This window comes from Streptomyces sp. NPDC086519 (genome assembly GCF_040686075.1).
Taxonomy (GTDB): Bacteria; Actinomycetota; Actinomycetes; order Streptomycetales; family Streptomycetaceae; genus Streptomyces; species Streptomyces shenzhenensis.
Genome location: NZ_JBFBJL010000022.1, coordinates 1 through 14,184, shown reverse-complemented (window position 1 = coordinate 14,184; position 14,184 = coordinate 1). Strand labels below are relative to the sequence as shown.

Below are 14,184 nucleotides of genomic sequence, written 5' to 3'. Positions count from 1 at the left end.
GGACCACGGGTCCGGCCGGCGGCCGGAGGGCGGCCTTCGCGAATTGAACCTGGAAACCGATCGGTTTACGATGGTCGGCGACCGATGGAAACCGATCGGTTTCCCGATTCTCTGTTGGGCTGGAGTGTGAGTCTCATGACCGCGATCAAGGATTCCGTCGTCCTCGTCACCGGCGGCAGCCGAGGCGTCGGAAAGGCGCTGGTGGAGGAGCTGTACGCACGCGGAGCCGGCAAGGTCTACGCGACCGCCCGCGACCCGCGCACCGTCACCCACCCCGACGCCGTCGCCCTGGCCCTGGAGGTGACCGACCCCGGCTCCGTGGCCGCGGTCGCCGAGCAGGCGCAGGACGTCACCGTCCTCGTCAACAACGCCGGGATCGCCACCGGGACCCGTCGTGGACGAGCCAGGACAGGCCCAGCGACACGGCGAACGCGACGGTGGCGACGGCCGCGCCGGTGAGCAGGTCGTAACGCGGGCGGGTGCCGAGCAGATGGGTGCCCGCCCGCAGCACGAGCAGATGGACCATGTAGAACGCGAAGGACAGTTCGCCGAGGCGGACCAGCCACCGGCGCCGCCACAGCGAGGGCAGGCCGTGCAGGTCCGCGAGGGCCGCCGCCGGGATGAGCAGCGCGAAGCCCGTGAGGGTGCAGGCGGTGGCCGCGAAGTCGGCGGTGACCTGCGGGACCAGGAAGTAGCCGATGATCGCCAGCGCCAGCGAGGCCTCCAGCCCCGGGCCGCGCCACCGGCCGAGCAGCACCAGCCGCGCGGTGGCCGCGCCCAGCACGAACTCCGGCAGCCGGGCGGCCGGGAAGGAGCTGATCGGCTGCGTCCAGCAGTGGTGCGCGTCCGTCCAGGCCAGCGCCAGCACCGTCAGCGCGGCCAGTGCGGCCAGCGCCGCGGCGCCCCGCGCGCCCAGGCGGCGCAGCAGCAGTGCCAGCAGCGGGAACGCGGCGTAGAAGAAGGCCTCGCAGGCCAGCGACCAGCTGACCGGGTCCAGCGTCTGCCACCACGGCCGCCACCAGGAGTGCACCAGGAAGACGTCGGCCAGCCCCTGCAGCAGGGTCGGCTTCGGCTGGCGGGGCAGCGTGCACACCATGACCAGCGCGACGGCGGCGGTGACCAGGTGCACGGGGTAGACCCGGGCGACCCGTCGCCACCAGAAGCGCGCCGCCCGGTCACCCGGCCGCGCGGACCACATCAGCACGAACCCGGAGAGGACGAAGAAGAACGACACCCCCGAGGCGCCGGCCTCGAACCCCCAGGACACGAACCGGCCGCCGGCGCCGCCGAAATAGCGGAAGTTGTGCACGTGCAGCCCGAAGACCAGCAGCGCGGCCATCCATCTCAGTCCGGTCAGCGAGGGCAGTGCGGGGGCGGGGGCGGACGGCGGGGTGCGGGCGGGTGGCGCGGCGGCCGGAGCGGTCAAAGGGGCCTGGGTCGCCGTCGTCATCGAGTCACCTGCCGGAGGGTTCGCGCGTGGAGCATGAAACGGAGCGTTGCCCGTTCCACACCTTTCACTCCGGCCACGGACGAACATCACACCAACGCCGAGGTAAGGCCTCGGCCATACGGGCCGCGCGGGCCGGACGGGCGGGTGCGACCCTACCCGGACGGCGGGCGCGGACCACGGCTCTCGCCGCGCCCCTCACTCGCAGGCGTGACGCCCTGGCCCGCGCTTTTGGCCCGGGGGCGGTGTGCCGAAACGCCACAGCAACGAAACGAACGGATGACTCGTCCGGTGCGCGGTTGACGCCGTCATGGGCGGGACGGCGTGGCGACGACGCTCTGCCGGGTGCCGGAGGGCATGGTCCGGACCGCCGAAGGGTCCGTCGACGGCCTGCCGACGGGAGCCTCGGTGGTCTCCCTCTTGGAGGACGCGGCGCTGCGGCTCGGACCGGGACTGGCGGGCGTCGGGGACGGCGAGGGGCGGTCCGCCGGAGCCGCGGGGCGGACGGCCGGCGGCGCGAGGGGCACCGTCGGGGTCGTCGGCGCCGAGGATGCCGTCAGGTGCAGCGGCAGGGCCACGAGCACGGCGACGGCACAGGTCACCCCGGCTCCGGCCGCGGCTCGGACCAGCCGGCGGCGGCTCGCGGTGCGACGGATCTCCTCGTAGCGGCCCGGCGGCGGCCCGAGATGGGCGGCGGGCGGTCGCAGGATGACCGCAAGGGGATCGTCCGGGCCGTCGAACTCCGGCTCGTCGTCAAAGCGTGTGATCAAGGCTTCTCCTCAGATGGACGCGGAGCAGTTCCCGGGCCGCGTGCAGATCGGCCTTGACGGTTCCTTCCTTCCGCCCGGTCAGCTCGGACACCTCCCGGATCGGCATGTCAGCGTAGTAGTGCAGCAGGATCGGCACCCGCAGTCGCTCCGGCAGGGCCTGCACCAGCAGCCGTACCGAGGGATCGGTCTGCTCGGCGTGCGGGCGGGTCGCGGCCTCCGAGCCGACGCGGCGCACGGCCCGGCGCTCGCGCTCCAGCTTGCGCCAGTGGTCCCGGACGAGGTTCGCCGCGGTGACGTAGAGGAAGCCGCGCGGCTCCTCCACCGACGTCCACCGGGCCCACAGCCGGGTGAACGCCTCCGAGGCGATCTCGTGCGCCGTCTCGTCGTCGTCGACCAGACGGCGGCACCAGCCGGCCAGGCGCGGGTACAGGGCGGCGAAGAGCTCGGAGGCCGCCTTGTCACGGGACCGTTTCAACGTTCTCCAGGGTCGTGGGGGTACTCGTGGGTTCGCTGGTCCGTGGGGGAGGATGCCGGTCCGGCGGCGTTCGTTCCGCCGGACCGGCATCTCCTGGATCAGCTCCGCGTGCCGGTCAGCGTGGCGAAGACGATCACGTTGTCGAGGTAGCCGTGGCCGCTGCGCGGACCGCCGCAGGTGATCAGCCGCAGCTCCGGGCGGTCCACGTACCCGTACACGTCCTTGGTCGGGAACTGGGCCTTGGCGACCGTCCGCACCTCGCCGACGGTGAACACCGCCGACCTGCCGTTCTCCAGACGCGTCTCGACCTCGTCGCCCCGGCGCAGCTCCGCGAGGCGCCGGAAGACGCCGTCCCCGTAGCTGCCGACCGTGACATGGCCGAGGACGACCGACGGGCCGACCTGGCCAGGGGTGGGCGAGTAGCGGTACCAGCCCGCCCGGTCGTGCGCGGTGATCGGCGGTACCTGCACGGTGCCGTCGGCCGCGAGGCCCAGCCGGAGCAGCGGGGTGTCGACCCCGATCGCCGGGATGCGCAGCCGGACCGGCACGGAACGGCCGAGCGCGGTGTGCGCCGTGGGCGTGGCGGTGGGCGCGGGCGGCCGGCTCCGGTGGACGGTCGTGGCCACCTGGTGAGGTGCCGCTTCCGCACAGCCCGCCAGCAGCGAGGCCGTCGCGGCGGTGACGAAGGCGCGCCTGGAGAGCGAGGTCATGCCCCGGTGGCCCGGCGGCGACGGACGGTGAACAGCACCGCACCTGCGGCGAGCGCTGCCGCCGCGCCCCCGCCGATCAGCGCTCCCTCGGACCCGGAGCCCGAGGAGGACTCCGTCACCCCGGTGTCGGGCGCGCCCGCCGGTACGGCGGCGACCTGGCCCCTGTCCCGCGTCGGCACGGGGGAGGGGGCCTCGGACGGGCGGGCGGACTGCGCGGCGGAGGGGACCTTGGACGGCACGACGGTGGGGACCGGGCGCGGGGTGGTCCCGTCGGCGAACGCGGGCACGGTGGCCGCCAGGACGGCGGTGCAGGCCAGTGCCGTGGCGCTCAGGACAGTTCGGCGCATGAAGACGCTCTCTTTCGTCGGCCCGCGGTGATCGGGGCGGGCTGAGTTACGGATCGAGCGGAGAGACGACCCGGCACCGGGGCGGGTTGTAAAGAGATGGCAAAGGCGTGCGGCGTGGGCGCGGTGAGGCGGATGTTGTCCGGTTCGCCACCAGACTTGAGTGGTTTGTTTTCTTGAATCGCTCGTGTTTAAGGGGATAGGTTGGTGCCATGACCGCATCCCAGCCCCCGACGACCGCCGCTGAGCTGCGCGATGCCGGCCTGCGGGTGACGGCCGCCCGTGTCGCGCTGCTGGAGACCGTCCGTCACGGCGACCACCTCGACGTCGAGGCCATCGCCTCCGGGGTCCGTGAGCGCGTAGGCCACATATCGCTCCAAGCCGTGTACGACGCGCTGCACGCGCTCACCACGGCAGGACTCATACGCCGTATCGAACCGGCCGGCAGCCCGGCCCGGTTCGAGGGACGCGTCGGCGACAACCACCACCACGTCCTGTGCCGGTCGTGCGGTGCCGTCGCCGACGTCGACTGCGCGGTCGGCGACGCCCCGTGCCTGACCGCTTCGGACGACCACGGCTTCGCGATCGACGAGGCCGAGGTCATCTACTGGGGCCTGTGCCCCGCCTGTTCCACCGTCAACGGTTCCTGAGTACGTTGATCCGCCCATTCCGGAAGGATTTCCCCCATGTCTGAGACCCAGGAGAGCGCCGCGGGCCAGTGCCCCGTCGCGCACGACCGCGCTCCGCACCCCACCCAGGGCGGTGGCAACCGCCAGTGGTGGCCCGAGGGGCTCAACCTGAAGATCCTTGCCAAGAACCCCGCCGTCGCGAACCCGCTCGACGAGGGTTTCGACTACGCCGAGGCGTTCCAGAACCTCGACCTCGCGGCCGTGAAACGTGACATCGCGGAGGTGCTCACCAGCTCGCAGGACTGGTGGCCGGCCGACTTCGGCAACTACGGTCCGCTGATGATCCGCATGGCCTGGCACAGCGCGGGCACCTACCGCATCTCCGACGGCCGCGGTGGCGCCGGCGCCGGCCAGCAGCGCTTCGCCCCGCTCAACAGCTGGCCGGACAACGGCAACCTCGACAAGGCGCGCCGTCTGCTGTGGCCGGTCAAGAAGAAGTACGGCCAGGCCATCTCCTGGGCCGACCTCATGATCCTCACCGGCAACGTGGCCCTGGAGTCGATGGGCTTCAAGACCTTCGGCTTCGGCGGCGGCCGCGAGGACGTCTGGGAGCCGGAGGACGACGTCTACTGGGGTCCCGAGAAGGTCTGGCTGGACGACCAGCGCTACACCGGCGACCGTGACCTGGAGAACCCGCTCGGCGCCGTCCAGATGGGCCTGATCTACGTCAACCCGGAGGGCCCCAACGGAAACCCGGACCCGATCGCCGCGGCCCGCGACATCCGCGAGACGTTCCGCCGGATGGCGATGAACGACGAGGAGACCGTCGCGCTCATCGCCGGCGGCCACACCTTCGGCAAGACCCACGGCGCCGGCCCCGCCGAGAACGTGGGCGCCGAGCCCGAGGGCGCGCCCATCGAGCAGCAGGGCCTCGGCTGGAAGAGCACCTTCGGCACCGGCAAGGGCGGCGACGCGATCACCAGCGGCCTGGAGGTCACCTGGACCACCAAGCCCACCCAGTGGAGCAACGATTTCTTCAGCATCCTCTTCGGCTACGAGTGGGAGCTGACCGAGTCCCCGGCCGGCGCCAAGCAGTGGGTCGCCAAGGACGCCGAGGCGATCATCCCCGACGCGCACGACCCGTCGAAGAAGCGTCTGCCCACGATGCTCACCACCGACCTGTCGCTGCGCTTCGACCCGATCTACGAGCCGATCTCGCGCCGCTTCCACGAGAACCCCGACCAGTTCGCGGACGCGTTCGCCCGCGCCTGGTTCAAGCTGACCCACCGTGACATGGGCCCGAAGTCCCTGTACCTCGGCCCGGAGGTCCCGGAGGAGACGCTGATCTGGCAGGACCCGCTGCCGGAGCGCGAGGGCGAGCTCATCGACGCGGCCGACGTCGCGGCCCTGAAGGCCAAGCTCCTCGACTCGGGCCTGACCGTCTCGCAGCTGGTCAAGGCCGCCTGGGCGTCGGCCTCGACGTTCCGCGGCAGTGACAAGCGCGGCGGCGCCAACGGTGCCCGCATCCGCCTGGAGCCGCAGCGCGGCTGGGAGGTCAACGACCCCGACGAGCTCGCCCAGGTGCTGCGCGTCCTGGAGGGTGTCCAGCGGGACTTCAACACCGGCGCCAAGAAGGTCTCCCTGGCCGACCTGATCGTCCTCGGCGGTGCCGCCGCGGTGGAGAAGGCCGCCAAGGACGGCGGTGTCGACATCGAGGTGCCCTTCACCCCGGGCCGTGTCGACGCGACCGACGAGCACACGGACGCCGAGTCCTTCGCGGCCCTGGAGCCGACCTCGGACGGCTTCCGCAACTACATCGGCAAGGGCAACCGCCTGCGCGCCGAGTACCTGCTCCTCGACCGTGCCAACCTGCTCGGCCTGAGCGCCCCCGAGCTGACCGTCCTCGTCGGCGGTCTGCGCGTCCTCGGCGCCAACCAGGGCCAGTCGAAGCACGGCGTGCTCACCGAGACGCCGGGCGTGCTGACCAACGACTTCTTCGTCAACCTGCTCGACATGGGCACGACCTGGACGTCGACCTCCGAGGACCAGTCCACCTTCGAGGGCCGCGACGCGAGCGGTGCGGTCAAGTGGACCGGCACCCGTGCCGACCTGGTCTTCGGCTCCAACTCCGAGCTGCGCGCGGTGGCCGAGGTCTACGCCGGCGACGACGCCAAGGAGAAGTTCGTGAAGGACTTCGTCGCCGCCTGGACGAAGGTCGCGAACGCGGACCGGTTCGACCTGGTCTGACCACCCGGCACCCGATGCCCGGACCGGCCCCCGTGGGCCGGGCCGGGCACCGGCGTGCTCACGGCTCCCTGACCGACTCCCCACCGGGGCGCGTGCATAGCACGCTGCACATGAGTCGTTCTTTACTCCACCATGACCTCGACTCCCGTTGTTCACGCGGCCTTCGCAGACTCTGCACGTCCCGAGTCACCCCCTGTACCGGCCGCCCGCGGGAGTTCCGAGCATGAGCCACGGTCACAGCCACGACCACGGTCACCACCACCATCACCATCACGTGGACGGCGACGCCGCCTCGCTGCCGCCCGCCCTCGATCTGTCCGTCCCGGACGCGGAGCTGACGCCCGGTCAGCTCTCCCGCCGCTCGATGCTGCGCCGCACCGGCCTGCTGGGCGCCGGCCTCGCGGCGGGCAGTGTCCTCGCCGGCGCGGGCCAGGCCGCCGCCTCGGTCTCCGCCGCCAACTCCCACGACGGCCGTTCCGGCGGCTACCTGTGGCTGGCCGGCGACCACCACATCCACACCCAGCACAGCTCCGACGGCAAGTACCGGGTCATCGACCACGTCCGGCAGGCCAACGCGCACGGCCTGGACTGGATGGTCATCACCGACCACGGCAGCGAGACCCACGCCAGGATCGGTGTCGAGAAGGTCAACCCGGACATCGTCGCCGCCCGTGACCAGATCGACGACACGCTGGTCTTCCAGGGCCTGGAGTGGAACATCCCGGCCGCCGAGCACGGCACGGTCTTCGTCCACCCCGGCAAGAACGAGGTCGCCGTCCTCAAGGAGTTCGAGACCTCCTTCGACGGCTCGGTGAAGGGCGCCTCCGCCAGCACCCCCGCCAACGAGGCGCTGGCCATCTCCGGCCTCAACTTCCTCGCCGAGCAGGTGCAGCGCCGCACCGTCAAGGACGTCCTGTTCCTCGCCAACCACCCGGCGCGCAAGGGCATCGACTCCCCGCACGAGATCCGCGCCTGGCGCGACGCCCAGCCGTCGATCGCCGTCGGTTTCGAGGGCGCCCCCGGCCACCAGGCAGGCGGCCTGCCCAAGCCGAACGGCCCCGGATCGGCCCGCGGCATCTACGACAACAGCCCGAGCGCCGACTCCTTTGCCGGTTACCCCCTGGAGAGCTACCGCACCTGGGGCGGCTTCGACTGGATGACCGCCACCGTCGGCGGCCTGTGGGACAGCCTGCTCGCCGAGGGCAAGCCCTGGTGGATCACCGTCAACTCCGACTCCCACAACGTCTACGCCGACACCGCGGTGCGCGGCCCGAACAGTGACTTCAGCGCCAACGGCCGTTACGAGGACCCGGTCTACGGCACCGGCATCAGCCTCACCGACACCGACTTCTGGCCCGGCCAGTACTCCCGCACCCATGTCGGCGCGGCCTCCTTCTCCTACAAGTCGGTCATGGACGGCATCCGCGCGGGCCGGGTCTGGGTCGACCACGGCGGCCTGATCAGCGGCCTGAACGCCCAGCTGCGCTCCGGATCCCGCGCGGTGACCCTGGGCGGGGTGCTCCAGGTCCGCAAGGGCAGCCGGGTCGACCTCGTCGTCGAGATCAGCCTTGCCAACGGCCCCAACTGGGCCCAGTTCGTGCCCTCGCTGGCCCGCGTCGACGTCATCCAGGGCGATGTCACCGGTGCGGTCTCCGACAAGGACACCTTCGCCACGCCCGCCACCAAGGTCGTGAAGTCCTTCGAGGTCGACAAGGCGACCGGCTCGGTCAAACTGACGTACTCCCTCGGCCGCCTCGACAAGCCGGTCTACGTCCGGCTGCGCGGTACCGACGGCAACCGCTCCGCGGTCGGCGTCAACGGTGCCGCCGTGGACCCGGCCGGCCCGGCCATCGACGTCCTCGGCGACGCCGACCCGTGGAAGGACCTGTGGTTCTACTCCAACCCGATGTGGGTCCTGCCCGCATGACCTCCCCGCACATCGCGTCCGGCGTCCACTCCGTCATCGGGGTGGACGCCGGTACGGCTACCCCGCGCGAGGCCGATCACCTGATCCACGAGCTGCGGGACCGGCTCGCGCTCCCGGCGGGCGCGTTCGCCTGCACCCACCTGTTCCGCACCGACGAACGCCGGGGTACGGCGATCTCGCTGACCCTGCCGGGCACGGACGCGGCCACGCAGGCGGGCACGGACACGGTGTGGCAGGAACTGCTGACGGCGCTGCCGGCGGGGACCGGTCTCGTCCTGGGCGAGCGCTCGCACGGACCGGCCGAGGCCGTCGGCACCGCGCGGCAGGCGGCAGCCGCGCCCCCGAGCACCGGCCGGGCGGTCCTCTATCCCGGCGTGGAGCAGCTGACCGGCACGGTCACGGTGGCGGACGTACGGGACCGGACCGCCATCGAACACCTCGTCGTGCTCGGCGCGCCGGCCGGCGAACTCCCCGGCAGCACCCGGGTGATGACCCAGAACCACGTACGCCCCGAGTGGCGCGCCGGAACCCTCACCCTCACCCTGGTCCCGGCGGCGGGCGGCCTGCTGGCCCCCTTCGAGGTCCCCAACCCCACCCCGTGCTGCGCGGACCACAACTGACGCGAGGGTAACCCCTTAGTGACATGGCTTGGTCAAATCTGTCAGGCTTCCGACTCGCACCACTCATGACGCGTGACCTGAGGCCACCCCGGCGCACCCCAGTCGGACCGGCGGTCACCGAGCAGGCCGGAATCCCGGCCCCTGCAAAGGAGTTTCGTGTGAGATCGACCCCCCACAGGGCCCTCGCCACCAGCGCGTTGGCCGTCATGGCACTGGCCGCGGCCCTGCTGCCCGGCACCACGGCGTCGGCGGCGACGACCTCCGCCGCCGCCTGCACGTCGAGCCAGCTGGTCACCAACGGCGGTTTCGAGAGCGGCACTTCACCCTGGACCCAGTCGTCGACCAGCGTCATCACCAGCCGCACCGGCCAGTCCGCCCACGGCGGCACCAGCTTCGCCTGGCTGGACGGCACCGGCGCGACCCACACCGACACGCTCTCGCAGAGCGTGACCATCCCCTCCGGGTGCGCCGCGACCCTCTCCTTCTGGCTGCACACCGACACCGCCGAGACGACGAGCTCGACGGCCTACGACAAACTCACCGCGAAGATCGGCAGCACCACGCTGGCGACCTACTCCAACCTGGACAAGAACACCGGGTACGTGAAGAAGTCGTTCGACGTGTCCGCGTTCGCCGGCCAGACCGTGACCGTCGCCTTCTCCGGGACCGAGGACTCCAGCCTCCAGACCAGCTTCGTCCTGGACGACATCGCCCTGGACACCTCGGCCGCCACCACCCCGGGCGACGCCACCCGCACCCCGGCCTCCCCGTCGTACACCGTCAGCCTGACCAGCAACTCCACCGGCACCGGCTGGACCGGCCACGAGAGCGTGACCTTCACCAACGCCTCCGCGACCGCGCTCAGCGAGGTCTACCTCAGGCTGTGGGACAACTACCACGGCACCTGCTCGGCCCCGCCGATCACCGTCACCAACGTCACCGGCGGCACCGCGGGCGCGCTCTCGGTCGCCTGCACGGCGCTGGAGGTCGCGCTGCCGACACCGCTGGCCCAGGGGCAGAGCACCACGATCGGCTTCGACCTGGGCATCACTGTGCCCAGCGGCGCCGACCGATTCGGCTACGACGGCTCCTTCAGCATGATCGGCAACGCCCTGCCCGTCCTCGCGGTTCAGGACGGATCCGGCTGGCACCTGGACCCCTACACCAACAACGGCGAGTCCTTCTACTCCCTGGCCGCCGACTTCAAGGTGACCCTGGACCACCCCACCAGCCTGCTGGTCCCGGCGACCGGCACCTCCACCGACACCCCCGGCTCCAGCGGCCGTACCGTCACCACCGCGACCGCCTCCCAGGTCCGTGACTTCGCCTGGGCGGCCGGGCCGTTCACCAAGATCTCCGGCACCTCCCCCGGCGGGGTCCCGGTCAACATCTACTCGGTGTCCGGCATCAGCTCCTCCAGCGCCCAGTCGATGCTCTCCACCGCCAAGTCGGCCGTCGACGCCCACGCGGGACGCTTCGGGGCCTACCCCTACGGCGAGCTGGACGCGGTCATCGACAACAACTTCTGGTTCGGCGGCATGGAGTACCCCGGCTTCGTCCTCGACCTCGTCAGCACCACCGCGCTCACCCACGAGATCGGTCACCAGTGGTGGTACGGCATCGTCGGCGACGACGAGTACAACAGCCCCTGGCTGGACGAGGCGTTCACCGACTACGCCACCGACCTGGCGCAGGGACTGACCGGCACCAACTGCTGGAGCAGCGTGTCCTGGGCCTCGTCCGCTGAGAAGATCACCAACTCGATGGCGTACTGGGACGCCCACTCCTCCCGCTACTCCACCGTCGTCTACGGCTACGGCAAGTGCGCCCTGCACGACCTGCGCCGCCTCATCGGCGACACCGCCATGGCCGGTCTGCTCAAGAGCTACGCCACCTCGCACTGGTACGGCGTCTCGACCACCGCCGAGTTCAAGGCGGCGGCGCAGGCGGCCACCAGCACCGACCTGACGTCGTTCTGGACCACCCACCGCATCGACGGCTGACCTCTTCGGCCCCCCTCCCGGGGCCGGACAGGCGCGCGGGACGGCCGCGAGCACAGGCCGTCCCGCGCGCGGCGATGCCCTGGAGGGGCGACGACCCGGTCCGCCCCCTCCACCGCACGCCCGCACCGGCCGTACCGGCACCGGCCGAGGCCGAGGCCGAGGAACAGCCGGAGAGCTGAGCAGGGCGCGGCGACAGGAGCACGTGACCCACTTCGATCAGCCGTGGGCCTGCTCAGGTCAGGGAAGGGCCAGTTCGGCCCAGATGGTCTTCCCGGAGCCCGTGTAGCGGGTGCCCCAGCGCTGGGACATCTGCGCGACGAGGAACAGGCCGCGGCCGCCCTCGTCGTCCCGGCGGGCCCGCCGCAGATGCGGTGCCGTGTGCGCGTTGTCGGAGACCTCGCACAACAGGCTGCGGTCCTTGATCAGCCTCAGCAGCACGGGCCCGGTGGAGTACCGGATGCTGTTGGTGACCAGCTCGCTGACCACCAGCTCCGCGGTGAACGCGAGCTCGGACAGGCCCCAGCTCTCCAGCTGACGCTCGGTGTCCGTGCGGGCCCGCGCCACCATCGCGGGGTCGGGCGGCAGCTCCAGGTCCGCCACCTGGCCGGCGCCCAGCCGCCGGGTGCGCACCAGCAGCAGCGTGGCGTCGTCCGCCTGCGGCCCCGGCGGCAGGGTTGCCAGCGCCCGGTCGCACAGCTCCTCCAGCGGGCAGCGCTGCCAGGTGAGCACATGGGCGAGACGGTCGATACCGCTGTCGATGTCGGTGCGCCGGTCCTCCACCACGCCGTCGGTGAAGAACGCCACCACGCTGCCGTTGGACAGGCTCAGCTCGACGTTCTCGTAGGGCAGGCTGCCCAGCCCCAGGGGCGGCCCGGGCGCCAGCGCAGACAGCGCCACCGCGCCGTTCGCGTCGGCCACGACCGGCGGGGGATGGCCCGCGCTCGCCCAGACACAGCGCCCGCTGACCGGGTCGTAGATCGCGTACAGGCAGGTCACCCCGAGCGTCTCCTCGCCCAGCCCGTCGTCCGCCTGCGGTTCGGAGTCCTGCGCGACCAGGCCGTCGAGCCGGGTGAGCAGCTCGGCCGGGTCCAGGTCCAGCAGGGCCAGGGTCCGTACGGTGGCGCGCAGCCGGCCCATCGTCGCGGCCGCGTGCACGCCGTGCCCGACCACGTCCCCGACGGTCAGGCCCACCCGGGCCCCGGACAGCGGGATCAGGTCGAACCAGTCGCCGCCCACGCCCACCCGGCTGTCGGCGGGCAGATAGCGGTAGGCCACGTCGACCGCGCTCTGCTCGGGCAGGTGCTGCGGCAGCAGGCTCCGCTGCAGGACCAGGGCCGCCGCGTGCTGGCTGGTGTACCGGCGGGCGTTGTCGATGCCGACGGCGGCGCGCTCGGTCAGCTCCACCGCGAGGGTCTGCTCCTCGGGCCCGAAGGGGTCGGGGTTGCTGGTGCGCCGGAAGGTGGCGAGGCCGAGGACCGCGTCCCGGGCGAGCAGCGGGACGAACAGGCTGGAGCGGCGTCCGCCCCGGGCCGGTTCGCCCGCTGCTCCGGGCGGGGCGGCGTCGACGACGGGGCGGCAGGTGGCCAGGCTCAGCGCCTGCGGGGACGACGGGGGATAGGAGACGGGACTGGTCCGGAACTCCTCCGGGATCCGGCCGTGCATCCGCAGCAGACTGTGCCCCGGCGCCGAACCCGTCGGCGGCTGCCGCCCCTCGATGACCGCCGGCGGCAGGTCCACCAGCACCTCGTCGGCCAGCTGCGGCACCGCCACGTCGGCGAGCTCCGCGGCCGTACGGCGCACGTCCAGCGAGGCCCCGATCCGCTTGCCCGCCCGCACGAGCAGCGACAGCCGCTCCTGGGCGCGGTAGCGGTCGGTGATGTCCAGCGACTCCTCGAACAGCCCCAGCGGTTCGCCGCGGGCGTCCAGCAGCCGGTAGTACGAACAGGACCAGACGTGCTCGCGCACCGGGTCGGCGGGAGCCCGCCCCCGGTAGTGCATGCCCGTGATCGGCTCGCCCGTCGTGAGCACGTGCTCCATGATCTGGTCCTCGTCCGGAGGGTGGTGGCGGGAGATGAACTCACCCTCGGGAAAGAGATCCGCGGCCGGACGGCCGACGTACTGGGCGACCCCCGCCAGCTCCAGGTCGGTGGAGACGTTCCCCCAGACGACGCGCATGTCGGTGTCGAAGATCGTCAGGCCCACGGAGGACTCGGTGGCCAGCCCCTGCAGCATGGCCAGCTGCGCCTCCCAGGCGCGCAGCGCCGTCAGCTCCGCCGCGACCACGACGGTGGCGGCCACGCCCTGGGGCGCGAGCGGACTGAAGGTCACGGCCGCGCGCAGGGTACGCCCGTCCCTGCGGGACAGGTCCAGCACCGTGCTGCGGGGCTGGGGCGCCCGGCAGAGCGCGGAGAGCCGCTGTCCGGGGTCCCCGGCCAGCAGCAGGGACGCCGGCCGGCCGAGCACGGCCTCGGGCGGATGTCCGAGGAGACGCTGGGCCGAGGAACCCCACCCCGAGACGCGGCCTTCGGCGTCCAGCACCGCGGCCGCGGCCTTGGTGAGGTCCAGAGGACTGTGGAATTCGACGTCGGCCGCGTTCGGAAAACGATCCATGGGCACCGCTTCCCTCCGTGCTCCCTCAGCATCCCGTGCCGCACGGCGGACGACAACCGCACGCACCGCCGCCGGGTACCCGGCGGACGCCGATGCCCGACGGACATCACCGCCCGAGGCCGCCCGCCGCTCCCCTCTCACAGCCGGTCGGCGTTCCGGGACGCATGGCACCGGCGGCACGCCGGGTACGTAGGGTCCCGACGCGGCCCCGGAACCCCCATGACCGGTTCCGCGGCCCCACGGCGGCACCCGGACATCCGCCGGGGGCCGCCGCGGGGCACCACGAAGACCTGCCGACCTCACGCCCGTCGTCCAGCGGGAACGCCGCTCGGCACGGTCCGGGAAGGCAGAGGTGCAGCGGCACTTCGCGTTCGTCCGGGGTGCCGCGCAGGGCGGCCAGGA

The 14,184-nt window shown here is 72.2% G+C and carries 11 protein-coding genes and 1 pseudogene; 6 read left to right on the top strand and 6 right to left on the bottom strand.

Translation table 11 applies throughout. The annotated features are described in order from the left end of the window. Nucleotides 1-135: 135 nt before the first annotated feature. Nucleotides 136-375, top strand: a pseudogene (locus AB0P24_RS21765) (SDR family NAD(P)-dependent oxidoreductase); the annotation flags it as partial. Here AB0P24_RS21765 and AB0P24_RS21760 read toward each other — a convergent pair. The 5 genes from AB0P24_RS21760 to AB0P24_RS21740 form a co-directional block, all read right to left on the bottom strand. Beyond that, the gene (locus AB0P24_RS21760; RefSeq protein WP_365796362.1) at nt 362-1,450 is read right to left on the bottom strand and encodes an acyltransferase; all 1,089 of its coding nucleotides are present in this window, start codon (nt 1,448-1,450) and stop codon (nt 362-364) included. The pseudogene AB0P24_RS21765 and the gene AB0P24_RS21760 sit on opposite strands and share 14 nt — an antisense overlap. 305 nt (nt 1,451-1,755) lie before the next feature. Beyond that, nucleotides 1,756-2,217 carry a hypothetical protein gene (locus tag AB0P24_RS21755; RefSeq protein WP_365796360.1) on the bottom strand — a complete coding sequence of 154 codons (462 nt, stop codon included), beginning with the start codon at nt 2,215-2,217 and terminating at the stop codon, nt 1,756-1,758. After that, nucleotides 2,201-2,692: an RNA polymerase sigma factor gene (locus tag AB0P24_RS21750; protein WP_365796358.1), complete on the bottom strand. Its 492-nt coding sequence runs from the start codon at nt 2,690-2,692 to the stop codon at nt 2,201-2,203. The genes AB0P24_RS21755 and AB0P24_RS21750 overlap by 17 nt, the downstream gene beginning before the upstream one ends. A 98-nt stretch (nt 2,693-2,790) precedes the next feature. Next, nucleotides 2,791-3,402 carry a class F sortase gene (locus tag AB0P24_RS21745; protein WP_365796356.1) on the bottom strand — a complete coding sequence of 204 codons (612 nt, stop codon included), beginning with the start codon at nt 3,400-3,402 and terminating at the stop codon, nt 2,791-2,793. Further along, nucleotides 3,399-3,749 (bottom strand): sortase-dependent protein, encoded by a 351-nt coding sequence (locus tag AB0P24_RS21740; RefSeq protein ID WP_365796354.1) that lies wholly within the window; start codon nt 3,747-3,749, stop codon nt 3,399-3,401. The genes AB0P24_RS21745 and AB0P24_RS21740 overlap by 4 nt, the downstream gene beginning before the upstream one ends. A 209-nt stretch (nt 3,750-3,958) precedes the next feature. On the opposite strand from AB0P24_RS21740, the gene AB0P24_RS21735 reads away from it, so the two are divergent. The 5 genes from AB0P24_RS21735 to AB0P24_RS21715 all read left to right on the top strand — a co-directional run bounded on the left by AB0P24_RS21735 (nt 3,959) and on the right by AB0P24_RS21715 (nt 11,172). Beyond that, nucleotides 3,959-4,396, top strand: coding sequence for a Fur family transcriptional regulator (locus AB0P24_RS21735; protein WP_365796352.1), 438 nt, complete (start codon nt 3,959-3,961; stop codon nt 4,394-4,396). Between the two features lie 36 nt (nt 4,397-4,432). Continuing rightward, a complete protein-coding gene (gene katG / locus AB0P24_RS21730; RefSeq protein ID WP_365796350.1) occupies nt 4,433-6,622 on the top strand; it encodes a catalase/peroxidase HPI in 2,190 nt (729 codons plus the stop codon). Nucleotides 6,623-6,845: 223 nt separating this feature from the next. After that, nucleotides 6,846-8,549, top strand: a complete 1,704-nt coding sequence (locus AB0P24_RS21725; protein ID WP_365796348.1) for a PHP domain-containing protein — start codon at nt 6,846-6,848, stop codon at nt 8,547-8,549. Next, the gene (locus AB0P24_RS21720; protein ID WP_365796346.1) at nt 8,546-9,169 is read left to right on the top strand and encodes a hypothetical protein; all 624 of its coding nucleotides are present in this window, start codon (nt 8,546-8,548) and stop codon (nt 9,167-9,169) included. The genes AB0P24_RS21725 and AB0P24_RS21720 overlap by 4 nt, the downstream gene beginning before the upstream one ends. A 158-nt stretch (nt 9,170-9,327) precedes the next feature. After that, nucleotides 9,328-11,172, top strand: a complete 1,845-nt coding sequence (locus tag AB0P24_RS21715) for a M1 family aminopeptidase (protein ID WP_365796344.1) — start codon at nt 9,328-9,330, stop codon at nt 11,170-11,172. Between the two features lie 237 nt (nt 11,173-11,409). Here the strand turns inward: AB0P24_RS21715 and AB0P24_RS21710 are convergent, their stop codons facing one another. After that, nucleotides 11,410-13,782 (bottom strand): SpoIIE family protein phosphatase, encoded by a 2,373-nt coding sequence (locus tag AB0P24_RS21710; RefSeq protein WP_365796342.1) that lies wholly within the window; start codon nt 13,780-13,782, stop codon nt 11,410-11,412. Nucleotides 13,783-14,184: the final 402 nt, after the last annotated feature.